At 60.2% G+C, this 21,526-nt stretch carries 21 protein-coding genes; 12 read left to right on the top strand and 9 right to left on the bottom strand.

What is annotated here, in order from left to right:
- Positions 1-278 precede the first annotated feature (278 nt).
- On the top strand, positions 279-4,313 hold the full coding sequence (locus tag AC2IR1_RS10890) for a leucine-rich repeat domain-containing protein (protein ID WP_486476404.1): 4,035 nt from the start codon (positions 279-281) through the stop codon (positions 4,311-4,313).
- Positions 4,314-4,743: 430 nt separating this feature from the next.
- On the opposite strand, the gene AC2IR1_RS10885 is transcribed toward AC2IR1_RS10890, so the two are convergent.
- The gene (locus AC2IR1_RS10885) at positions 4,744-5,220 is read right to left on the bottom strand and encodes a hypothetical protein (protein ID WP_486476298.1); all 477 of its coding nucleotides are present in this window, start codon (positions 5,218-5,220) and stop codon (positions 4,744-4,746) included.
- Between the two features lie 319 nt (positions 5,221-5,539).
- On the opposite strand from AC2IR1_RS10885, the gene AC2IR1_RS10880 reads away from it, so the two are divergent.
- Complete coding sequence (locus AC2IR1_RS10880; RefSeq protein ID WP_486476297.1) at positions 5,540-5,863, top strand: H-NS histone family protein; 324 nt, start codon at positions 5,540-5,542, stop codon at positions 5,861-5,863.
- Between the two features lie 441 nt (positions 5,864-6,304).
- On the opposite strand, the gene AC2IR1_RS10875 is transcribed toward AC2IR1_RS10880, so the two are convergent.
- Positions 6,305-7,048, bottom strand: a complete 744-nt coding sequence (locus AC2IR1_RS10875; protein WP_486476296.1) for a hypothetical protein — start codon at positions 7,046-7,048, stop codon at positions 6,305-6,307.
- 466 nt (positions 7,049-7,514) lie between these two features.
- Here AC2IR1_RS10875 and AC2IR1_RS10870 point away from each other — a divergent pair, with 466 nt between their 5' ends.
- The 3 genes from AC2IR1_RS10870 (at position 7,515) to upx (ending at position 13,160) form a co-directional block, all read left to right on the top strand.
- Entirely contained in the window at positions 7,515-8,159 is a 645-nt protein-coding gene (locus tag AC2IR1_RS10870; protein WP_486476295.1) for a DUF2711 family protein, read from the top strand.
- A 370-nt stretch (positions 8,160-8,529) separates the two neighbouring features.
- Positions 8,530-8,976: a DUF4265 domain-containing protein gene (locus tag AC2IR1_RS10865; RefSeq protein ID WP_486476294.1), complete on the top strand. Its 447-nt coding sequence runs from the start codon at positions 8,530-8,532 to the stop codon at positions 8,974-8,976.
- 371 nt (positions 8,977-9,347) lie between these two features.
- Positions 9,348-13,160 carry an anti-phage protein Upx gene (gene upx / locus AC2IR1_RS10860; protein WP_486476293.1) on the top strand — a complete coding sequence of 1,271 codons (3,813 nt, stop codon included), beginning with the start codon at positions 9,348-9,350 and terminating at the stop codon, positions 13,158-13,160.
- A gap of 265 nt (positions 13,161-13,425) precedes the next feature.
- Here the strand turns inward: upx and AC2IR1_RS10855 are convergent, their stop codons facing one another.
- The 7 genes from AC2IR1_RS10855 to AC2IR1_RS10825 all read right to left on the bottom strand — a co-directional run bounded on the left by AC2IR1_RS10855 (position 13,426) and on the right by AC2IR1_RS10825 (position 17,569).
- The gene (locus AC2IR1_RS10855; RefSeq protein ID WP_486476292.1) at positions 13,426-14,223 is read right to left on the bottom strand and encodes a hypothetical protein; all 798 of its coding nucleotides are present in this window, start codon (positions 14,221-14,223) and stop codon (positions 13,426-13,428) included.
- The gene (locus tag AC2IR1_RS10850) at positions 14,220-14,813 is read right to left on the bottom strand and encodes a hypothetical protein (protein ID WP_486475189.1); all 594 of its coding nucleotides are present in this window, start codon (positions 14,811-14,813) and stop codon (positions 14,220-14,222) included. Before AC2IR1_RS10850 ends, AC2IR1_RS10855 begins: the two co-directional genes overlap by 4 nt.
- Positions 14,814-15,014: 201 nt before the next feature.
- A complete protein-coding gene (locus tag AC2IR1_RS10845; protein ID WP_486475188.1) occupies positions 15,015-15,638 on the bottom strand; it encodes a hypothetical protein in 624 nt (207 codons plus the stop codon).
- Positions 15,623-15,967, bottom strand: a complete 345-nt coding sequence (locus tag AC2IR1_RS10840; RefSeq protein WP_486476291.1) for a hypothetical protein — start codon at positions 15,965-15,967, stop codon at positions 15,623-15,625. Before AC2IR1_RS10840 ends, AC2IR1_RS10845 begins: the two co-directional genes overlap by 16 nt.
- Positions 15,964-16,518, bottom strand: a complete 555-nt coding sequence (locus AC2IR1_RS10835) for a hypothetical protein (RefSeq protein WP_486476290.1) — start codon at positions 16,516-16,518, stop codon at positions 15,964-15,966. Before AC2IR1_RS10835 ends, AC2IR1_RS10840 begins: the two co-directional genes overlap by 4 nt.
- A 313-nt stretch (positions 16,519-16,831) precedes the next feature.
- Complete coding sequence (locus AC2IR1_RS10830) at positions 16,832-17,149, bottom strand: hypothetical protein (protein WP_486476289.1); 318 nt, start codon at positions 17,147-17,149, stop codon at positions 16,832-16,834.
- A 147-nt stretch (positions 17,150-17,296) separates the two neighbouring features.
- Complete coding sequence (locus AC2IR1_RS10825; RefSeq protein ID WP_486476403.1) at positions 17,297-17,569, bottom strand: helix-turn-helix transcriptional regulator; 273 nt, start codon at positions 17,567-17,569, stop codon at positions 17,297-17,299.
- 60 nt (positions 17,570-17,629) lie between these two features.
- Between AC2IR1_RS10825 and AC2IR1_RS10820 the strand changes: the two genes are divergently transcribed.
- From AC2IR1_RS10820 to AC2IR1_RS10790, 7 genes are all read left to right on the top strand, one after another.
- Positions 17,630-17,848: a hypothetical protein gene (locus AC2IR1_RS10820; protein ID WP_486476288.1), complete on the top strand. Its 219-nt coding sequence runs from the start codon at positions 17,630-17,632 to the stop codon at positions 17,846-17,848.
- Positions 17,849-17,960: 112 nt separating this feature from the next.
- The gene (locus tag AC2IR1_RS10815) at positions 17,961-18,203 is read left to right on the top strand and encodes a hypothetical protein (RefSeq protein WP_486476287.1); all 243 of its coding nucleotides are present in this window, start codon (positions 17,961-17,963) and stop codon (positions 18,201-18,203) included.
- Between the two features lie 11 nt (positions 18,204-18,214).
- A complete protein-coding gene (locus AC2IR1_RS10810) occupies positions 18,215-18,517 on the top strand; it encodes a DUF2312 domain-containing protein (RefSeq protein ID WP_486476286.1) in 303 nt (100 codons plus the stop codon).
- On the top strand, positions 18,517-20,085 hold the full coding sequence (locus AC2IR1_RS10805; RefSeq protein ID WP_486476285.1) for a DNA cytosine methyltransferase: 1,569 nt from the start codon (positions 18,517-18,519) through the stop codon (positions 20,083-20,085). The genes AC2IR1_RS10810 and AC2IR1_RS10805 overlap by 1 nt, the downstream gene beginning before the upstream one ends.
- Positions 20,075-20,248 (top strand): hypothetical protein, encoded by a 174-nt coding sequence (locus AC2IR1_RS10800; RefSeq protein WP_486476284.1) that lies wholly within the window; start codon positions 20,075-20,077, stop codon positions 20,246-20,248. Before AC2IR1_RS10805 ends, AC2IR1_RS10800 begins: the two co-directional genes overlap by 11 nt.
- Before the next feature lie 110 nt (positions 20,249-20,358).
- Positions 20,359-20,532 (top strand): hypothetical protein, encoded by a 174-nt coding sequence (locus AC2IR1_RS10795; RefSeq protein ID WP_486476283.1) that lies wholly within the window; start codon positions 20,359-20,361, stop codon positions 20,530-20,532.
- A gap of 143 nt (positions 20,533-20,675) precedes the next feature.
- A complete protein-coding gene (locus tag AC2IR1_RS10790) occupies positions 20,676-20,936 on the top strand; it encodes a pyocin activator PrtN family protein (RefSeq protein WP_486476282.1) in 261 nt (86 codons plus the stop codon).
- Positions 20,937-21,526: the final 590 nt, after the last annotated feature.

The following is a 21,526-nucleotide window of genomic DNA, read 5'->3' as shown; positions in this document are numbered from 1 at the left end:
CAATAAGCGCAGAGCATCACTGGCTTCAACCAGAAGCGGGCTTACTCAACTCTTGGGCGCTAAGTTGGCCAGCAGGGAGTCGTGGTCAAATCCGGTACTCTGTTCAGCGCTGAAAACGCTGGGCTTCACTTGTCTGACTGAAAATGTGCCGCAAATGAGAACGAAGATTGCCTCGAACCTCGATATTGTCCAAGCTCGTGTTTTGAATGGTGCAAGAGTGGCTTGCGCGCGAGAATACAGCGGATACCTTCCCAGCAAGAGAACGCAATTCCTTGGTGATGAATTTGAGTGCGGCGGCTGGCATCAAGTATGGTAAGGTGATCTGGCGAACGGACCCTTCGGCTGCTTTCGACGAGGCGCGGCGGCGCATCAGCGCAACCCTCGCAGACAATAGCTGCAACTTGCTCTACCTGTCGGATCTATCCGCGCTGGAGGAGTTGCCCGACAGCATTTCTGAATGTCGCCAGCTCACTCGTCTGTGCCTTGGTGACGACCTGGCACCTGATGGAAAGGTTTATTCAGGAAACGAGTTTTTAGGTTCCGAAATCCAGTTGCAGGACGGTTCGAAGGCGGCGGTGGTTTATGTCGAGGCCCGTCGGCTTGCCGGTTGTGCGCCAGTTTCTCACCTGGCCTCGCTGGAGCGCTTGAGCTGCGATTTTACTGATATTGGCGATCTCACGCCGCTGAGCGATCTCTCCAGCCTGCAGAGCCTCAACTGCTCGGACACCCAGGTCAGCGATCTCACGCCGCTGTGCGGTCTCTCCAGCCTGCAGAGCCTCGACTGCTCGCACACCCAGGTCAGCGATCTCACGCCGCTGTGCGGTCTCTCCAGCCTGCAGAGCCTCGACTGCTCGCACACCCAGGTCAGCGATCTCACGCCGCTGTGCGGTCTCTCCAGCCTGCAGAGCCTCGACTGCTCGCACACCCAGGTCAGCGATGTCACGCCGCTGAGCAGTCTCTCCAGCCTGCAGAGCCTCAACTGCTGGGGCACCCAGGTCAGCGATCTCACGCCGCTGAGCGGTCTCTCCAGCCTGCAGAGCCTCAACTGCTGGGGCACCCAGGTCAGCGATCTCACGCCGCTGAGCGGTCTCTCCAGCCTGCAGAGCCTCGACTGCTCGTACACCCAGGTCAGCAATCTCACGCCGCTGCGCGGTCTCTCCAGCCTGCAGAGCCTCAACTGCTCGGGCACCACGGTCAGCGATCTCACGCCGCTGAGCGGTCTCTCCAGCCTGCAGAGCCTCAACTGCTCGGACACCCAGGTCAGCGATCTCACGCCGCTGAGCGGTCTCTCCAGCCTGCAGAGCCTCAACTGCTCGCACACCCAGGTCAGCGATCTCACGCCGCTGAGCGGTCTCTCCAGCCTGCAGAGCCTCAACTGCTCGGTCACCGAGGTCAGCGATCTCACGCCGCTGAGCGGTCTCTCCAGCCTGCAGAGCCTCAACTGCTCGGGCACCAAGGTCAGCGATCTCACGCAGCTGCGCGGTCTCTCCAGCCTGCAGAGCCTCACCTGCTCGGGCACCAAGGTCAGCGATCTCACGCCGCTGAGCGGTCTCTCCAGCCTGCAGAGCCTCAACTGCTCGGTCACCGAGGTCAGCGATCTCACGCCGCTGTGCGGTCTCTCCAGCCTGCAGAGCCTCAACTGCTCGCACACCAAGGTCAGCGATCTCACGCCGCTGTGCGGTCTCTCCAGCCTGCAGAGCCTCGACTGCTCGGACACCCAGGTCAGCGATCTCACGCCGCTGAGCGGTCTCTCCAGCCTGCAGAGCCTCAACTGCTCGGTCACCGAGGTCAGCGATCTCACGCCGCTGTGCGGTCTCTCCAGCCTGCAGAGCCTCAACTGCTCGCACACCAAGGTCAGCGATCTCACGCCGCTGAGCGGTCTCTCCAGCCTGCAGAGCCTCACCTGCTCGGACACCCAGGTCAGCGATCTCACGCCGCTGCGCGGTCTCTCCAGCCTGCAGAGCCTCAACTGCTCGGGCACCCAGGTCAGCGATCTCACGCCGCTGAGCGGTCTCTCCAGCCTGCAGAGCCTCGACTGCTCGCAGACCCAGGTCAGCGATCTCACGCAGCTGAGCGGTCTCTCCAGCCTGCAGAGCCTCACCTGCTCGCACACCCAGGTCAGCGATCTCACGCCGCTGAGCGGTCTCTCCAGCCTGCAGCGCCTCGACTGCTCAATGCTGGACATTCAACAGGCGCAGCCCCTTCGAGACCTGCTTTCAAAGGATAGTAACTTTTCTCTCACGGCGTCCCGCGTGCGCGTCCGCGGAATTCCCGACGAAGTCCTCAGTACCCATTTCGGCGAGAACTGCGCTGATCGGGCCCGCGCACATTTCTCCGACCTCGGCGACGATCCACAGCCTTTGGATACGGTCAAACTGATCGTTTTGGGTAACGGCCGTATCGGCAAGACCCAGATCTGTAATCGACTACGCAACGTCCCGTTTGACACAGACGCCGACAGCACCCACGGGATCAAGCTGGTTGAAGCGCCAATTCCGGCCCGCCAAGGCACGTTCCTGACTTGGGATTTCGGCGGACAGGAGATCTATCACGGCACTCACGCGCTTTTCCTACGCTCGCGCGCAGTCTTCATGTTGGTTTGGACGCCTGACACGGACAACAGCAACGAAGATATCCCCGCTTATGGCCTCCAGTTTCGCAATCGCCCCGTGGGCTGGTGGCTGGACATTGTCTTGCGCTTCGGGGGGGCGGGGTCGCCTTTGATCGTCGTGCAGAACCAGATTGACCGGAAAGGCGGCTATGACCGGGGGGATCACCCCGATCTAACGCCTTTGCGTAGCGAATTGAGCTACTGCAGGGCTCTGGCGATGAGTGCCCTGACAGACCAGGGCCTGCCTACCTTGAAAGATGCGCTTTCCGGTGCTGCGGACCGTTTCAACCCACCTTTGATTGGCAAGGGGCGGCTGGCCGTGATGAAGATGCTTCGGGAGATGCTCACAGAAGATCAGGACCGGCCGAGCGCCGCGCGTGAACACCGCACGCTGTCGATGGGCGAATTCCACGCTCTCTGCGAAAGAGCGGGCGGCATCTCGAACCCGGAGCAGTTCCTGTCGTTTCTCCACAATGCCGGGGAGGTCTTCTGGAACCACCGGAGCCCTGAGCACAGCATCATTCTGGATCAGGCCTGGGCGTTGGAGGCGATCTACGCAATCTACGAGCGCGAGAAGTGCTGGACTAACCTTCTACACAGCCGAGGTCGTTTTACCCGACACCTCATGGGTAGCTTTCTATGGGACAATGAGCGGTATTCCGATGAAGAACAAAAGGTCTTCATAAATTTCATGTGCGAGAGCGGAATCTGCTTTCAGATCTCCGGGCGCGAGGAAGACGGTACCGCAGTCTATATTGCCCCCGATGCACTACCGAAGCACCTGGACGGAGAGCAGCCGCAGCCACTGGAAAGCCCCGATGCCTCGCATTGCTACTGGTTCCCCGGCATTGCTCCGGGCTTCATGCGCGCACTTCTGGTCGCCTTGGGGCGAAAAGCAGGCATCAATGGCACATATTGGCGCACTGGCTTTGCAGGCTTCAGTCGGCAAAATCAGGCTCACATTCAAGTGGAAGAGATTTACGACCCTGACAAGGGCAATGGACTGATGCTGTCAGCGAAGGGCCGTGGTGCAATGGAACTTGTCGGATCGCTCGGCAAACTCAGCGAAACGACCATGGAGTTATTCAACATGACCCCAGACGCCCCCACACCTCAAAAGCCCGAAGAAGATCAAGAAATGGATTACGCCCCCAACCCGGATGCACCCAAGAGCTTTTTTGTATCCTACGCTTGGGGAGACAAGGACAATCCAGATCGCGCCCAAATTGTGGATGCGTTCTGCAAACGCGCGGAAGCGGAAGGCGTGCATATTCGACGCGACAGGGACGAAGTGATTTTCGGCCAGCTCATCTCAGAGTTCATGGCCAAGCTTGTGAGGGGAGACCGCATCTTGATCGTGCTGAGCGACAAGTACCTGCGCTCAGTGCCGTGCATGACAGAGCTGTATCAAATCTGGCACCGCGCTGGACACGACCCGATCGAGTTTCTGTCCAAAGTTCGGCTCTTCACTGCGCCAGACGCCAAGATATTCGACCCGGTGGGTCGAGCCTTGATTGGCAAGTACTGGCACGATGAATACGAGCGCCAAAAACCAGTACTCGACTATATGGGAGACAAGGACCGGGTGGCTCATAACCAGTTGAAACGTTTCTACACCCATGTTCCGGACATCTTGGAACTGATCTCAGACACCCTCCTGCCGCGATCGTTGGAAGACCTCGTCACCTACGCTCTTGATTGATCCCTCCGTAGACCGAGACCTGTTCGGTTCGGGCTGCTACGGGACAATGGCTTTTCATAACTTAATGAATCAGGCTGGAAGGGGTCGCGATCGAGCGTCTCATCGAGAGGCAACCAAGGGCTGGAAACGACGGGCGCGACGTCGACAGATACCGCGAACGTCATGTTTGCTTCCTGCGCACCGCCGCGGCTCATCCAATACGACATGAAAGCCGGCTCCCCGCCCTTCATGTCGGCGCCTCGCGTGACGCTGCGCCCGGCACGAATGTCTTGGAAGGGCTGAGACCGGTCTTCCGCTGCGACGGGCGTGAAGGTCGGCTCTGGGCCGGGAGCGCTCTGCGGACCTGGCTCACGTGGGTGAAGAGGCCGCCGCGCAGCCGCACGACCGTTTCGAGCCGATTGCGGCCAGTGATTGTCCTGCCGAGATCAGACTAAATGTAGTCTCGTTCGACCCGGTAGTCCCTCTGGATCATCTCGATTAGAAGTGGCGCGCTTGGAAGAGAAGGCCCTTTGGGATACCTTTTTTCGGCCTCACTGAGAGGGCGCTGCACACGCCATTGTTCTTTCCCATTCCAAAAGAACCAGAGGGTATCATCTCCCTTCAGATTGTTGGTTGCTCTGAAAGTTGGGAAAGCTTGAAGATGCTCAGGCACCTCGACATGGGCTACCAGCGCGAAAAGCCCGGACCGTACGGAGTGTTGTATCAAGAAGGTTGTGGTAATCTGCGGGCTGCCCGTAAATACCGCTTCGAAATCCTCCGGTTCTTGATCGTAGAAATCCCTGAACACCGAGATTACGAATGCCCACTTCTCATGGGTGTGTGTCACCAGACCGTAGCAGACGCCTTCAGACGTCAGGATCTGAAAGACGTCGCCGATTTTTACCGTCCGCCTGCCGAGAACTGGCATGCATCAACTCCATTGTTTGCGGGTCGCATGGATAGCCCTGACTGTCCGCCCTGCCGAGATTGGCCCACCAGGTAATTCTACACAACGCCAGGCATGGCCAATTCGAGGAAGCCATCCCGCATCGATGCCCATTCAGGCGAATGCCCAGAGATAGGCGATAGCATGAGCCGCACCAAGCCTGCCCCTGTCGAGCGCCATGTCCACTTCCTGCGCACAGCGTCCGAGCAGGAAGCGCAGGTCCAATTGCCGCGCTCCAACCACGCTATGCCCTTCCGACAGATTCCTCTATCGTTTTGGTAACTGCAGGAAGGAGTGCCAAATGGCCAACAAGTCTGAACTGGACCTGAGCAAGCTAAGTCTTGACGAGCTTCACACACTCGACAAGCAACTGAAGAAGCGCATCGAAACCTACGCCGACAAGCGCAAGGCCGACGCCCTGGCCGCGCTTGAGGCCAAGGCAGCAGAACTCGGTTTTTCTCTGAATGACCTGGTTGGGAGGAGCTCGAAACGGAAAACCAAGGCGCCGGCAAGGTTTCGTCACCCTGAAGACAACACCCTCACCTGGAGCGGTCGCGGACGACGTCCTAAGTGGGTAATGGACGCTTTGGCCGCCGGCCTTGCTCTCGAAGCCCTCGCCATTTAGCGACAGGCGTAAGAACAACAACAACCAAAACACCACCCCTCCACATAACCGGGAGACTTGCGAGTGTCGGGGTGCGAATTACCCCCGTTACAGGATCCGCTAGGAAGGACCCGAGCGGGTTCCGTCTCGCGCCGTGGGAAGGGAGCATGGAGACGGCAGCTTTGCGGAGGATGCGAACGTCGCCGGCGAGACATCCCCAGTCGCGCCGCCCGGCTCTTCCCCGGCCCGGAGCTGCCGTATGCTGGTGTTCCTGTCGCCGCAGTGCTGCTTCCCTGAACCTGCCATTCGCTGCGACTGCACAGTCGCGAGACCTGTGAGGGTCAGGAGTGCGGACGAAGGGGACTTTTGCTGCGCCTTCATGAGTGTCGGCTTTAGCGGACGGTGTTCATCAAAACTGCGAGCCGCCCGAAATGACGCAACGGCAAGAACGCAAATCTGCGATCATAACTGAAAGTGAATATGGTCGTCGTGCCGGGCGGCCCTACACCCTTGAAAGCGAACACGAGGATGGGCAACGTGCAATGATTGAACGAGATGCGGTTCAATGAACGTTTTCCCCACTCGTTCATCGTTTGAAAGGAGTCTTATGATCGCAGCCGTGCGTTCGGTGTCTAAATCAAAATTGCGCCAAATCGGCTGAATAATACCAAAATCCCACCTAAGAGTAGGCCACCTCGGCGGGCAAGCAGTCGGACCGGGCTCGAAAGCGAAATACCCTATCGGGGATCGTGTTGCGCCTGGCAGGTAACCTGTTTCATCGCGGTAGAAAAATGCGAGATCGACCTTCTCACCATCATCGTGAGAAAGATGTGGCAGCAAGGGGAAGCCTCCTAAAAACGGGAAGTTAGCGTCCAGAACAAGGGTTTCAGTGCCGGGGTATCGGCGATCCATCTCATCAGAGGTGTCAATGAGAACGTCTCGCAGTTCCGAGGTCACGTAGTGGCGGTTCAGAACGCAATACATCAAACTTTGAACCTGAAGCGGTCCATCATCGAAACAATTTAATGCCACTCGACCAAAGTTAGGTGCAACCCAAACTGCGGCCACCGTCATAGCGGTGTAGGCAAGCAGGAAGGCGACAACCTTGCGTTTGAAGAGGAGCGCTATCAGCCACGCAATCCCGCCTAACTGGGTCAAAATCGTAAGAAATACGACCGCAAAAGTATTGATAATGAAACGTAGCATCAGCTTAGCATGCCACCGAACTCAGGGGGCGGCAACCGCGAGAGAGGTGCGCGGTTCTAACCTTGTCACAGCAGCCTCTAAACTCGGTACGTTTTTGGTCGTGCACGGGGAAAGCTGACAATCGTAAACAGCGCAAAATTCGGAAATTGGGCTCCAAGCGGCCATGCGGCAGGCTCCCCATCCAGGTAAGCCGGGCCCGCGGGGCGTGGATGGCCCGTTGCTGCCGTTCGATGGGAGGCCGGTCGCCGCATCGCAGCTTCCCCAAACCGGCCATCCGTGGCATCGTGCAGCAAGGTCTCGTACGCCGAGGTCAGCTCTGCGGACCTTCCCGCCGTTCGCTGCATCCGCAGCCTGCGTCAGGTCGAACGTCGGCAATGCGCAGGGAGCGGACACTTGCCCGAAATGTCGCGGGCTGCAAGTGTATTCTAGATGTGGCCCTCCCCGACGAAGCTGACGAGTAACATAGATGTATATTCCGACCCCCAATGACTTCAGAATTCTCGATGCTTATTCCAAACATTTCTCAAGCGCTTGGGTCGTATTGTCGCCGTTCTTGAAGCCGAAGGCGATTCCGTTTGAATGCTTCTGTCCAGGGACATACCCGACGCGGAATGAAATCGTTGCTGGCTGTGAGCCAGTGACTTGGGCGGAGGCGCTGGAAAAAGGGGGCTTCGAGACACTTAGCGAACTTGATGTCGCCTTAAGGTCCATGACCCATGGAATAAGGAAACGAAACAAGCGTCTAGAGGATCAACTCAGGAAGATGATCGACGAGCAGAAGCTCATTCCGCCGGAAAAAGGAGACTTGGCCCCGCACAACGAACGACGTTTCTTGCTCCGTCTGGGAGAACTCGGCCATACTCATGTGCTTGTCTATGACGAGTTCGGGGAGCAGTCTCGGCGCGACGTCATCGACGATCTTCTTGCCGAAGATAGGATTCCACCGCACGGTGTGATTTCAACGGAAGATGGCTCGTTTTTGGTCGGTACACACTGGGATAGTTGCTGCTCGTTCCTCTGCTGCCAAGAACCTGAAGATCAGTTCGAGGAGCTGGAAAAATTCCTTTGCTCGAACATGACGGAAGTCTATTGGGGCCTTCATCCAATCTAAGATCAACGGCCTGCCTTGGGCTGGAGCGGGCGAATGCAACCGCAGCGAAGCCCCCGGGCGAGACCGGCGCCTCTGGGCTCCAAGCGGCCATGCGGCAGCACGGCAGGCTCCTCACCGAGGTAAGCCGGGTCCGCGGGGCGTGGACGGCCCAGAGCCGACACTGGCCAGGACCACCGTTGCCGCAGCGCAGCTTCCCCATTCCGGACCTCTATGGCACTGCGCAGCATCGCCAAAGGCCCCAAGGTCAGCTCCGCGGACGAAGCTGCCGTTCGCTGCGATGGTGCCAACGGCGGCTTGAAGGTTCAGCTAAGGCCGTGACACAACGCAAGGCGAAACTTAGCATCAGCATATGAACGCAAAAGACAATCGAATGCAGAAGGTCATATTTGATCTTGGTTCAGACACTTGGCATGGTTTCTCAACCGAAAGTGTTTGGGCAACCGACCTTGGATCCGGTGTCTATCAGCTCGAGAATTCTCCGTTCTTTGCAAAAGGCATCAGCTTCAAGGACACAGTCATGACGAGCCAGGTTGCAGGTCGAATACAAGTTGTCGGCCTTGGTTCAGAATCTGGGCATTCCACGTACCGAATCCTTGTTTCCCAAGGTACGCATGATCCCGTGCTGTTTGCCGAATTTTGGGATCCACTCGAGCGCCTTGGATGCTCATACGAACACGGAGACTTTGGCTACCAGCTATACGCGGTAGATGTTCCCGAGACAGCAGACATCGAAATCGCGTATGTGTGCTTGCAGCGCGGAGAGCAAAACGGCGCATGGGATTTCGAGGAAGGCCACTGCGGTCATTTGCGGAAATAACTTGCATTGGTTGTGTGCGTGATATCGCCTTAATGCAGACGTTCGGTCATCCCGCAGCATCAGTCAGATCGGGCTCGAAGCAGACCTGCAGCGGCGCGGCAGGCCCCTCGACCAGGTGCGCCAGGCCCGCGGACGATGACGGGCCCATAGCTGCCGTTAGCCGAATACCGACGTGCTGCGGTGCCGTTTCCCAGAACCGGTCATGGACCGCCTCAGAACTCATTGAGAGCTTCAGTGAGACGAAGTTGTCGAGTTCGAGCGGCGCGCGGTAAAAAACAGTTCTTGAGTGACTCTTACACTACGTCGTGACACCGTAAGGTTGAACGTCACACCTTAGTGCCGTGCTTCCAATCAATCAAAGTGGTGTCCCAGTGAGTAACGAGCCAAAGCCAGAGTTCACGCACAACGAGGCATTCGAAAAGTTTCATGAGATCTTTGCAGAACAGCAAAAATGGTCTTCTCTTTCTGTAACTTTGGACGACGTGGCAAAAGAGAATAAGGCACTTGTTCGAGATTTGAGCGGCTACGATCCCCAGATCGCGGTTCCCTTAATTGCCAGCCTCATGACAGTACCAAAATACCAATCAAACTGCCTTCGGTTAGAGTTGCTTGCAATGCTCGCATGGAGACACTGTAAGGGTAAGAAAAAGGCTCACATAGGCCAAGCCGTGCGTTGGTTTCATGCGATCGGAAAGTCACGAAGTGTTTTTGGAGAAGACCCGGCAGAAGATGTTTTTACGTCGCTGGTGATTGGTGTTGATCGGGATTTTCGGATCATTGACGGATTATGGGAATCCGCCGGGTTTTATACCCAGATGGTGTATGACGTTGTGCAAACGATGCCGAATGAAGGACATTGGGCAGAGATCAAAAGGTGCGTCGATGCCGTGCTTAGTATTTCAGATATCATCTGTCAGAATGCTGGCCTCTCACGCTATCAGATGGGGCACGACGATCCACAAAAAGCCTTGTCTAGTCGTCACCTACCGGGTCGAAACGCGCTGGTTGAAAGGGCTCGCATTCCGTTTGAAATTCTGGATGCAAGAGGCGTCCAACCCGACGACATCGCTCCATTCCTCATAGACCCTTGCTGTAAGGACGAAATCGGAAATCAGCGTGCCTCTCAAACAGCTCTACACTTCAAGCCTCTCGCTGTTCTTGATCAAGAGGCAGTGACTGTCGTGCTACCAACATGTTTGTCACTGGCTATGCGAGAATACGTGATTGGAGAGATTTTCACTCACGGCCTGGAGGATGCGTTTGACAAAATGCTAACCAACAGATTTGCGGGCCTTCTACATGAGACACCTTTGCTGGGCGGCCCGAGAGACGCCCCTGTTTATTGGCGCAAGGTTGGTCAACACCGTGTCTCTTCATTCGGCTTTCAATTTGACGAAGGTCACTTCATCTCTTTGCACTTCTTTGTGCCCAGCATTCGAACACATTCGGAAGGCGGATTTGCGGATACTTCTGAAGACGATGGAGGTTTAACCGATGCGCTTCAGGAAGAAATGCTTGCTTCAATGGATCGCTTCGAAAAGGAAGAAGGCTTCCAAGCAGGAATGACGCTTTTGATTGGTGGTGGCTGGGGCAAAGGCTACGCGACAAAGCACTTCGATGTGCATCGGGAAAACTGGCACTTCGAGTCCATCTCTATAGCTGACCTAGTTCGCGTCAGTTGGATGGCCGACATGAAGCCAGAGTATTTCTGGCGCATTCAGGACGGTTTGTCTGCGGTCGAGAGCAGAGGTGTACAAATCATCAATCCAAATGGCGTCTTGAACCTTTTGGGATGGGTGCGCCGAAACGACGGTCATTTCGTGCCACATGCACAACTGCCGCCGGCCCCGATTACTCCTGATCGGCCCCTTATGCTCAATCCACCATTAAATATGCTTAGGACCGTCCGAGCGGAAGCCGATAGTGGTTATGACAGGCATGGTGCACGCGATCAGGCTGGAAAACACCATGTTATTCAGAGGCCATCCCCAGACCCGTTCTTCGAAAGCGAAGGTTCAAGAAAGCTTTACGCGTCCATGACAGACGTGCGCGATGGCACGCTTGCATCCTGCTACGAAGGGATTGCCCGGCTTTGGCTTGGCATAGAAACACCAAACATCTCCGACAAGAACGTCGAATACCGGCTCTGGGAGATGGCTGGCGAATGGCTGCATCGGATTGGTTCGGTCGTTGATAAAGAGTATCCCGACCAAAGCGGTATCGCTCCGATGCGGGCGAACCTTGTTTTTTTGGATGCTGTTGCTCCTGATGGAGATAAAGCAAAGCCGGACCGGTCAGAATTAGAAAAACTATGGTCTGTTGCAGTCTCGCACGAAAAGCGGTGTGCGACAGTTACTTTTGAAGCTGGCTTCATAGATGGTTTTAGAGTTGCTGAGAACATTGCTGAGCGTACGGTCGTCAGAGCGATGCTGACGGGTTTTCTTGAGTTGATCTTAGGTGAACTTCCAGACGGTATGCTCGATGAGTTCGAGAAGACTGTGGTTCCGAATGACGATGCGAGAAGCTTTCATTTCTTCCAGTCGCAGGGATTTATGGACTATGTACGCCAACTTCTACCAAATAAAGTTGTATCGGTTGACGAAGTTGACGATGGCATTGCCAAGCTTGGTCTTGCTTGGCGCGTCAGAACCCCCGCAGATGGTGCGAAAGTCGAGGGCAGAAAAGAATGTACATCCTTTCTTAATAGTGTCGTTTCTTGCTTGGTAGACGACATTAGTGAGGAACTTCAGTTGCTGCCTCGTCGTTCATTTCTAAACATGCTCGTGCAAAATATCGAAAAAGCGAATGCCGAAGAAGACCATTGGCGGAGGACATCCGCAGCCATTTTGGGACTACATGGTCGGACCCCGGAAACACTTCGCAAGTACGTGCATCAGACTTCGAAGTTTGCCGCTGCAGGTATCGCGAGCAGGGTGTTGGCGGAAATGAGTGTTTGTATGTGCCCGATTGACGGCACAGTGCAGCCATCAGCGCTATCACTCTCCAGGCTTGTGTCGAGAACACTTTTGGTCGTGCGCCTAGGGGGGTTATCTGATGCAATTAGGTATAACGCGCTCCAACCTGAATTGACCCTTTCAGCGCTTGGGGACATCCTTTTCAAGAACGACTTTGGTGACTTGGTTGTTGAGCCACTGCTTGAAAGAGTCTTAGGCGACCGCTTTGTTGAAATTGCACCAAGACAAAAGAAGAACTATGAGGCGCCAGAGGTTGTTCCCGAGACAAAAGGCGCAATTGATCAGAGGTTTTGGGATATTTGGACTGCCGAGATGGGCTTCGACCTTGATCAAGCGCGCAACATCATAGCGAGCCTTGAAGACATCGCTGTTGAAAAACAGATGCCCACACTCGAAATGAGAAGATCAGAAGTCATCCAAGCGGTGGTCAGCGGCTCAGTTGATCAAAATGTGGCAGACGCCTTCTTAGAACAGTTTTGCCTTAAGCCACGAAAGAGATGGGATCGAGTGCCAAAAGGTTTCGATATCAAGGACATCTATCCGTGGCGATTTGGACGCAGATTGTCTTTTGTTGTGCGTCCTATCGTTCAGGTCGATGAGGCTGATGATCCTCTCCTTCTTATCCCCCCATACTCTTTGCGAAAGGGTTTTGCTTATCTCTTCGATGGAGCCCACTCAGGCAGTCTTGATCAGAGCTTTTTTCAAACAGGCGAGATGCGAAATGATTGGTGGGGGTCTGCGAATGAGGGTCAACAGTTTGAAGCGTCCGCTAGGGAAGAGCTTTCAAAAAACGGTTGGCATGTTGAAGGCAACGTGCCGCTAACCAAAATTCTAAACAGAAAGCTCGACATTGACTACGGCGACGTGGATGTTCTGGCTTGGCGTGCAGATACGCAGGAGGTCTTAATTGTCGAGTGTAAAAACCTTCATTCTGCTAGAAATTACTCTGAGATTGCGGCAATGCTGTCAGAGTACCAAGGCGAAACGAAAGCTGGGAAACGGGACAAGCTGAAACGTCATTTGGACAGAGTAGACTTGCTATCCGCAAACAGTGTCGAACTTGGGCGCTACATAGGGAAAGATAGCGTTCAGGTAGTTTCATGTTTGTGCTGCCACGGCACAGTTCCGATGCAGTTTGCTAAAATTGAGGCGCTTGAAAAAACGTGGGTAGGTTCGGTTCGTGATCTGATAGCACGCAGTGGGAATTGAACCCATTCACGGTCGACTTCGGATTTCAAAGGAGCTCCTAAATGTCCTCTTCGTCATGCTTTCGATTGTTGTTTTCGAGAGCAGCGAAAGTCGGCTTTCCGCCCTTCGTGTCAGTGCTTGGCGTCATGCTGTATCTCGTACGGTCACGCTGACCGACCCGGCCTCCCCCCTCCTCCCCTCCCCACTCCGAGCTCCAGCCCTTCGCCCTAAAGCAAACGGGGCGGCCCCTAGCCTCCCCGCTCCACCTTCTCCGTCCTGGCGCAGATCACCGTCCCGCCATCCGATCGAGGATCGCGCGGAGATCATTCCTCAGCCCCTCCAGGCTCCGGGCGTCATAGCCCCAGCCATGGGCCTCCAGCACCGCCTTCAGGCTGCGGTCAGCAAGGCAAACGCCGTCCACCAGCGCCCGCGCCCGGATCGGGCGGCGCGGACGCCCGCCCGGGCGGATCCGCCGCACCTCCTTTACCAGGCCATCGCCGATCCGCGCCTGCAGCGCCCGCAGCCGCTGCAGGTCCCGCTGGATTGCCAGCTCGCGCTCGCCGGGAGACGAGCTGCCGCCCGGGGCGGCGCTCCAGCGCGTGCAGCGCATTCCCGAACTGGCGCAGCGCTCCGTCAGCGCCGCGTAGAGCCGCGCCGTCTCCACCTGCCCCACCGTGAAGGGCGAGACGAAGGCCGGCGCCACCTCGCCCCGCGCTTTCGCCTGCTTCACCAGGCGGCCATGCGACCGGCGCGACTGCGCCACCATCAGGTCGAAGACATCCAGCGCCCGGGCTGCCTTCCGGCCCTCGTAGCCAGCCTCCTCGCGCCTGATCTCACCCTCGAGGCCCCGTACCAGCCGCGTCGGGGTCAGCGATCTCATCGGCCCCCGGGCCGGCGCCGCCGGGATCTCCGGCCCGCAGAGCTTCGGCGGCTGCGCCCGGGACAGCACATCCGCCGCCGCGGCATCCGTCTCCGCCAGCCGCTGCCCGGGCAGCTCCCCGACAAAGGCCGTGCCCCGGCTGTTGACGTAGATCCCCGGCAGCTCCCGGGCGCGTTCAAAGGCTTCCTGGTCTGGGATCATCATGCCGCCTGCTCCTTCGTCTGCCCCAGATCTACAAGGTCTCGCGCTGCCGCCTCGTCTCGCTCGAAGGCTGCGAGCCACTCTCGGTCCACCGGATCCACCGGCAGGGCGTGGCCGAGGCGTTCCTTGACCCGCGCGGCCCTGGCCTGCGCCTCCCCTGCCCGGCCGGCGATGATGCGGCGCTCCTGGGCATTCAGCGGCGGGCGGTGCTTCTCCCGCCACCAGCGGTACTCGGCCACCAGGCGGCCTTCGGCGAGCGCGGCGCGCCCGGCGGCGCTGCCGAACCAGCTCGCCAGCCCGGGCATCTCCTGCAGCGGGCGCGGCTGGGCAAGCTGCGCCAGGGCGATGAAGGCGGCGTGGCTGGGCCAGAAGTCCCGCGCCCTGCCCTCGCCCTTCGAGCGCATCGCCTCGAACAGCCGCTCCAGGTTCAGGTCGGTCATGTAGCCCAGCTCATCGGCCAGCCGATCGAGGCGCTTCTGCGCCTCCGCCGGGTCGGTCCCTTTCGGGAACCGGAACCCGATGCTGCTCAACCGGTCCAGCAGCAACCGCCTCACGCGGTCCCGCTTGCTCTCATGGTCCTGCACCTGTTGCATCTTCCTACCCTTTCTCAGCCCAAGCTCAACTTACCCACAAGGGACGCCGGCTGATCGGGAGTGGGACGAAGATCTCTTTTCGTATTCATGTCTTTTCGTCTCCTTTTCCTCTCATGCAGCCGACAGAATGTCCGCCATTCTGTCCGCATTCTGTCCGGTTCTGTCCGCAGGACAAAAACGGACAGAATTGGGACAACCCGCTCAGCGCCTGGTCAGCGCCTCGACACCCGCCACGATCCGCGACGGCGTCCGGTTTCCTTCGGGGTAATGCGCATCCATCCAGGCATTCAGCCGGACGACGTATTGCGCCTGCTCGGCCACCGCCTCGAAGCCCAGCTCCTTCAGCGAGCGCTTCAGCCGGGTAAGCGCCTTGCGCTCCCGGTCGGCGGCGGCCCGGTCGGCGTTCTTCTCGCGCGAGCCGATCGCCGCGGCGACCACCTCGGTCACCACGGAATGCATCAGCCGCACCTCGCGGCCGACCCGGCAGGGCCGCCAGCCGTAGAGCGGCGAGGGATCGCGGCGGAGGTAGCCTTCCCAGGTCTGCAGGGAGAGGCCCAGCAGATCGGCGATCAGGGACTGGTCCGAGGGCATGGTGCCCACCGGGTCCTGCTTGCGTGCCTTGCACCAGATGGCCACGGCGAGCCCCTGAACATCCCAGTCTCCCTTCCGGGAAGTCCGGGTGTAGAAGTCGCTCTCCAGCCAGCGATCATAGTGGAGCTGGAAGTAGGAATGGCTCTCCAGCCGGGTGCCCCATGGGAACGGATACTCCTCCAGCTCCTCGCCATCGACGGCCCGCAGGCCCGGTCCATTCACCAGCGGGCGCATCGGGCCACCTGTTCCATGCGCCGCAGCTCTGCCGCGTGGGCGGCCTCGACCGAACCGTGGTTGTCGAGCAGATCCAGCAGGTCCGCGCAGGGCCCCTCGCCGCGTGCCGCGCAGCCGCAAGCACCCGCGCCGAGGCGGCGGCAAAGGTCATAGACATCAAGGGATGGGGATGGCGCGACGGCGGCATGGAAACTGTCGCCGCGCCAGGCCGTCGCCAGGTTGGGAACGTTGCGACCAGCCGGCCGCGCGTCGGGGGAACACGCGGGTGTCCCCGTCTGGACCGGCTGGCCATCCGCCACAAGGTCTGACTTTACGACACATCTGTTCATGCCGCCTCCCCTCGCCTTGCCGGCGGAATGTCGAGGTCGAGCTGATCGCGCCTCCGGCGCACCGCGTCCTTGTGGCAGCCCGCCAGCCGGGCGATCTCGGTCAGCCCCCGCGTGCCGTCAGCCAGTGCCACGATCTTGCGGGTGATCTCTTCCTTCTTCAGCGCCGCCTCGGTCGGCTGCGGCTCCGCCGCGGGCGGCTCCTCACCCATCCTGGGCAGCTCGAGCCCCCGCGCCTCGACCACGCGCATCACCCACGACCGGCTCACGCCGCGCATCCGCATGACCTGGCTCACGCCGTAGCCATCCCGAATGTCCGCCGCGATATCGTGATCCTTCAGCCGATCGGCGAGGCTGCGCTGCGGCGCCAGCCTCATGAAGCGGAAGCCCTTCGCCCCCTCAGCCGTCTTGCAGACCAGCTGCCGCACCTTCGGGTCCCAGATGTACTCCTCGGCCAGCGCACTCTTGCCCGTCGGCACCCGGCGCTCCGCCTCCGGCGTCCGTGCCAGCGCCTCGTCGATCAGCCGGCGCTCTTCCTCGGTCACGATGTCCATGCGGAGCTCCTCGGAAAGGCAGGGCACGCCACGACGGACGCGCCCCCAGTTTGGGACAGGCAGAGGGGTGCGCGGGAGGCCGGGAGGACGGCCCCCCGCGCGATGGAGCGCCCTGCCCTGCCCGAACGCAGGCGCTCCTCACGGCCCCGCGCTGCTGACGCGGGGCTCCGTGCCTGGATCGAGGAAAGGAAAATGGCGCGGAGCGTCGGATGGGACATGCCGCTCCGCGCCAACTGGCCCGCCGCTCCCCCAAGGAGTGGCTGGCGCCAGACACCCGCCCGTCGGCAGGAACTGATATCGAAGTGCGCAAGGGTCACGCGGCGCCCTCCGCCTTGCGAACCAGAACGGCCCGGAACTGCATCGCAGCCGCGACCATCTCGTCCAGTTCGACGATCTGCTCCTGTGCCTCGCGCGGGCTGTAGTCGTTCGGAGCCTCCGAACCCACCGAGTGCGCCTGCGCGTGACGCTCCAGGACATCCGAGAACTCGCGGGTGACGCGATGGATGTTCGCAGCCGTGGCCCCGTCCAACGCCAGCGGGTGGAATGTGCCCCCGCCCAGGCTGGCAAAGTGGGCCGCGATCGGCACAGCCGCCCCGGGAACGATCCGGCTCAGGCGGTCCAGATAGTTCACACCCAACCCGCCCGGTCGCTGCTCCGAGACTTCCGTCCGTGCGACAAAGTCGAGACGCCAACGCCGAGGTCATTGGCCACGGCCTCCAGGCCGCCGGCCGCACGAATGGCGGACTGCACCGCCAGCTGGATCGAAGCAGGACGCGCCTTACGCATGGGGAAATTCTCCGGGGGATTTCACGGGACGAGGCGCGGGACAGGAGGCAATAACTGCGACCAAGCCCTGCTCATCCGGAGGAGCCAACGAGACCGCGGTCACCTCACCTTTAGATACGCGTTCAATTCGCGCCGCGAGAGCGAGGCTTGGATAGGTATCTCCCCGTTCGATACGAGAGATGGCACTCTGGCTCACACCAAGCTGGTCTGCCAACTCTCGCTGACTGATTGCGTGCACTTCGCGATATCGACACAGACTGCTCATGCCGGAATAGATGCACAATATGCATTCAATCACCTCCATCACCCCTGATGGAGACCTGTCATGCTCACTCCCGACGAAAGCGCGCGGCTGCGGTCCGACTGGGCCGCGAGGAAGGCCGCCCGCGGCGCGCCCATCCCCGCCGAGCGGATGGCCCGCCTGCAGCCCCACCATCTGACCGGCGCGCCTTCCGTCTCCGCCCAGATGGCCGAGATCCATGACATCACAGAGCGCTGCCGCCAGCGCGTCCGCTCCCTGATCGGCAAGGAGGAGCGCGCATGAGATTGCCCGTCCTCCTGGTCGCCCTGCTCGGCTGGTCGGTTGCGACCGCTTCGCTTGGCCTGATTGCCGGGGCCGTCGCACCCGCGCCGACCATCAGCGCGAGGGCAGCCCGATGACCACCCTCCTCCTCGACACCGACACCGTCCGCGACTTCCTCCGGCGCACAGATCGCCTCTCCGGCACCAGCCTGCGCGAGGCCTTCGTCTGTGCCGCCATCGAGAGCGGCGGCACCTTCCACGTCCCCTCAGAGGGCCGCGCCGTGATCGACCTGCACCGCATTGTTGCCCAGGCAGATACCGAAGCCGCCGTGATCACCGCCTGGATCGCCCGGGCCCGCGCGGCCACCTCGGCATGAAGGACATGACCATGGCTGGAGAAGACGAGACCCCGCGCTTGAAGGAGACCGAGGCCGACCGCGAGGTGCGCGACAAGGCCTTCCGCGTCACCGCCGGCGAACTGCGCAGCTTCATCGAGCGCTTTGAGCGCTTGGCGGCGGAGAAGGACGAGGTCTCCGACCAACAGAAGGCCGTCATGGCCGAGGCCAAGGCGCGCGGCTATGCCCCGAAGATCCTCAGGAAGATCATCGCGCTGAGGAAGCGCGACGCCAGTGACGTGGCCGAGGAAGAGGCCGTCCTGCAGCTCTACAAAGACGCGCTGGAGATGGACTGATGGACGGCGCGCAGATGCTTGACCTTGCGGTCGGGAACCGCCCTGCCCCCTCTGGTCCTCCGCTGATCGTCGACAGCTTCGCCGGCGGCGGTGGCGCCTCGACCGGGATCGAGATGGCCCTCGGTCGCTCGCCCGACATCGCCATCAACCACAACCCGGCCGCGCTGGCCCTGCATGCTGCCAACCACCCGGAGGCGCTGCATCTCTCCGAGAACGTCTGGCGGGTCGATCCGCTGGACCATCTCGCGGGGCGTCACATCGGCCTGATGTGGTTCAGCCCCGACTGCCGCCACTTCTCCAAGGCCAAGGGCGGCACCCCGGTGGCCCGCAACATCCGCGACCTCGCATGGGTGATCCCCGGCTGGATCGAGCGCATCCAGCAGAGCGGCGGCTGCGTCGACGTGGTGATCATGGAAAACGTCGAGGAGTGGACCACCTGGGGCCCGGTCATCGAGACCCCGCGCGGGCTCTTCCCCTGCCCCGAGCGCAAGGGCGAGACCTACCGCGCCTGGGTCAAGGCCATCCGCCGTCTCGGTGGACAGCTGGAAAGCCGCGAGCTGCGTGCCTGCGACTACGGCGCGCCGACGATCCGCAAGCGGCTCTTCATCGTCATCCGCTTCGACGGCGCGCCCATCGTCTGGCCCGCACCGACGCACGGTGCGCCAGACGATCCCCGGGTGATCGCGGGCGAGCGCAAGCCCTGGCGGACGGCGGCGGAATGCATCGACTGGTCACTGCCCTGCCCCTCGATCTTCGACAGCAAGGAGGAGATCTACGCCGCCCACGGGTTGCGGGCAGTCCGGCCGCTGGCGGAGAACACCCTCGCCCGCATCGCGCGGGGCGTGAAGCGCTACGTGCTGGAGGCCGACGCGCCCTTCCTGGTCTCGCTCAAGGGGACCGACCGGCGGGACGGCCCGAACGACGCCCCGCACCCGACCGTGCTGGCGGGTGGTGGCCACAGTGCCGTCGTCGCGCCGGTCCTGACCTATGCCCAGCAGGGCGGCAGCTCGCGCCCGGTGACGGCCCCCATGCACACGATCTGCGCCAGCCGGAAGGATCAGAACGCGGTCCTCCTGCCGACGCTGCTCCAGGCGCCCTTCTTCGCCAAGTACTACGGCACCGGCGACGGCGCCCGCACCGACGCCCCCTGCCACACCATCACGGTGAAGGACCGCATGGCGCACATGCAGGCAGCCCTGCAGGCCCCACCCTTCACCGAGGCTCATGCGAAGCGCGCCCGGCAGGTGGCCGCGTTCCTCCGCGCCCATGGCGCCTGGGACGGCGGCGAGGTGGTCACGATCGAGGCCCATGGCCTGACCTTCGTCCTCGTCGATATCGGGATGCGCATGCTGACCCCGCGCGAACTCTTCTCCGCCCAGGGCTTCCCCGCCGACTACCAGATCGACGGCGTCTGGGAGATCGAGGCGGGCCAGCGCGTCTGGCGCCCCTTCCCCAAGACCACGCAGGTCAGCTGCGTCGGCAACTCCGTCTGCCCGCCCGTCGCCGCCGCCCTCGTCGGCGCCAACTGCCCCCATCTCGCACCCAGGGAGACCGCCCATGTTCGATGACCCCACCGATGACCAGGCCGAGGAGCTCGAACGGCTCCGCCGGCTGCACGACAATGCGAAGGACCTCGGCCGCGCCGACGCCTCGCCCGCGCTGCGCAAGGTCTGCAAGGCAATCGCCGGAGAGGCCGGGACCATGATCCGGGAACTGAAGGAGGAAGGGTGAGCGATGCAGACGCTCGCCATCGACCACCAGGGCTCAGGGCGCAGGCAAGTTCGACGCCGTCAAAGCAACCGCGCCTTCGCTCCTGCAACTCGAACAGGAGGGACACATCCATGAACGGTTGGATCATCGCATTCTTCGCCACCCAGCCCCTCAGCCTCGGGATGTCCTTGGCCAGGCACGGACAGAAGAAAGAGGGCACGCACGACTTCTGGTCCCACCTCTTCGGCTTCGCCATCGTGGTCACGCTGCTCTACAAGGGCGGCGTCTTCCGCCCGACCTGCTGATCTGCACCGAGGACGAGCACCATGTTAGCCACGAAAGCCCCAAAGATCAGCTGCGTCGGCAAATCCATCCGCCCACCGGTCGCCGTCCCCGGCAGCGCCAACTGTCAAGAACTTCGCGTCAGCCCGCTTTCGAGGGACCAAAAATGAACACTGCATGGCTTCTTGCTGCGCGCTACGAAGGGCTTCCGGTCATCCCACTGGAACGCGTCCGGCAGGACTTTTTCCCTGATCTCTCGCCCAGGGTTTTTCTCGCGCGCCTAGCTGACGCGAAGATCCCGTTGCCGGTCGTCAGGTTGGCAAGCAGTCAAAAGGCAGGGCGAGGAATCCCGCTCCTCGATCTCGCTTCTTACATCGATGCGGCGTCAGAAAATGCCCGTCGCGAACTGAGGGCAATGGCTTCCTAGTACACCAATTCGTACACCACAAAGACGGGAAATCCTCCAAGATACTGAAACAAAAAGATCTTTAAGGATCGTTCGTCCAATCCATCATCGGTGCGACGGAGAGACGAGCGGCTCTAGCCACATCTTGTTTTACATTCTTTTCAGCCACTTAAAGCACCTACAGTTCGTCTCGTTTCCGCCCATCCTGGACCAGCTCCTTCGATCTCGGCACAGAAATAGATCCTGTGCCGCAATGGTGAGACCAGCTTGGGCGCGACCACCACACGCGAACGAAAGGCTGCATGTCAAAGCGACATGGCACCTGCACCGGTGATGCGTGAGGGCACGGTCTATCACGTGACGAAAACATTGGACAGACATGGAGCCACCACCGTGCGGATAAAGGCCCTTGAGGAAGAGCTCGCAGAACATGGCGCCCTGCGTGCTGAACGCATCCGGCCCTCCGCTGTCCAAAAGGATCAAACGCGACACCGAACAAGCCGTGAAGAAAATCGAACGCACAATTTCACAGGATCTCAGGCTCATTGCGCCCCGCCCGATCGCCTATCTGCGTCCCCGGGCAATGCCCGGCATCACTGCCAGCTGTCCCC

The sequence above is a fragment of the Pseudooceanicola sp. NS-SX8 genome, from assembly GCF_057380755.1.
This window is presented reverse-complemented; position numbering and strand designations above follow the sequence as displayed.

Bases quoted from the DNA above. Each gene is read 5' to 3' on its own strand.
- AC2IR1_RS10855 (WP_486476292.1), bottom strand. From the start codon at position 14,223: ATGATGATCCCAGACCAGGAAGCCTTTGAACGCGCCCGGGAGCTGCCG.
- AC2IR1_RS10835 (WP_486476290.1), bottom strand. From the start codon at position 16,518: ATGGACATCGTGACCGAGGAAGAGCGCCGGCTGATCGACGAGGCGCTG.
- AC2IR1_RS10890 (WP_486476404.1), top strand. From the start codon at position 279: ATGAATTTGAGTGCGGCGGCTGGCATCAAGTATGGTAAGGTGATCTGG.
- AC2IR1_RS10850 (WP_486475189.1), bottom strand. From the start codon at position 14,813: ATGCAACAGGTGCAGGACCATGAGAGCAAGCGGGACCGCGTGAGGCGG.
- AC2IR1_RS10790 (WP_486476282.1), top strand. From the start codon at position 20,676: ATGAACACTGCATGGCTTCTTGCTGCGCGCTACGAAGGGCTTCCGGTC.
- AC2IR1_RS10885 (WP_486476298.1), bottom strand. From the start codon at position 5,220: ATGCCAGTTCTCGGCAGGCGGACGGTAAAAATCGGCGACGTCTTTCAG.
- AC2IR1_RS10800 (WP_486476284.1), top strand. From the start codon at position 20,075: ATGTTCGATGACCCCACCGATGACCAGGCCGAGGAGCTCGAACGGCTC.
- AC2IR1_RS10805 (WP_486476285.1), top strand. From the start codon at position 18,517: ATGGACGGCGCGCAGATGCTTGACCTTGCGGTCGGGAACCGCCCTGCC.
- AC2IR1_RS10845 (WP_486475188.1), bottom strand. From the start codon at position 15,638: ATGCGCCCGCTGGTGAATGGACCGGGCCTGCGGGCCGTCGATGGCGAG.
- AC2IR1_RS10810 (WP_486476286.1), top strand. From the start codon at position 18,215: ATGGCTGGAGAAGACGAGACCCCGCGCTTGAAGGAGACCGAGGCCGAC.
- AC2IR1_RS10865 (WP_486476294.1), top strand. From the start codon at position 8,530: ATGCAGAAGGTCATATTTGATCTTGGTTCAGACACTTGGCATGGTTTC.
- AC2IR1_RS10820 (WP_486476288.1), top strand. From the start codon at position 17,630: ATGCTCACTCCCGACGAAAGCGCGCGGCTGCGGTCCGACTGGGCCGCG.
- AC2IR1_RS10825 (WP_486476403.1), bottom strand. From the start codon at position 17,569: ATGAGCAGTCTGTGTCGATATCGCGAAGTGCACGCAATCAGTCAGCGA.
- AC2IR1_RS10875 (WP_486476296.1), bottom strand. From the start codon at position 7,048: ATGCTACGTTTCATTATCAATACTTTTGCGGTCGTATTTCTTACGATT.
- AC2IR1_RS10840 (WP_486476291.1), bottom strand. From the start codon at position 15,967: ATGAACAGATGTGTCGTAAAGTCAGACCTTGTGGCGGATGGCCAGCCG.
- AC2IR1_RS10815 (WP_486476287.1), top strand. From the start codon at position 17,961: ATGACCACCCTCCTCCTCGACACCGACACCGTCCGCGACTTCCTCCGG.
- AC2IR1_RS10870 (WP_486476295.1), top strand. From the start codon at position 7,515: ATGTATATTCCGACCCCCAATGACTTCAGAATTCTCGATGCTTATTCC.
- AC2IR1_RS10880 (WP_486476297.1), top strand. From the start codon at position 5,540: ATGGCCAACAAGTCTGAACTGGACCTGAGCAAGCTAAGTCTTGACGAG.
- AC2IR1_RS10795 (WP_486476283.1), top strand. From the start codon at position 20,359: ATGAACGGTTGGATCATCGCATTCTTCGCCACCCAGCCCCTCAGCCTC.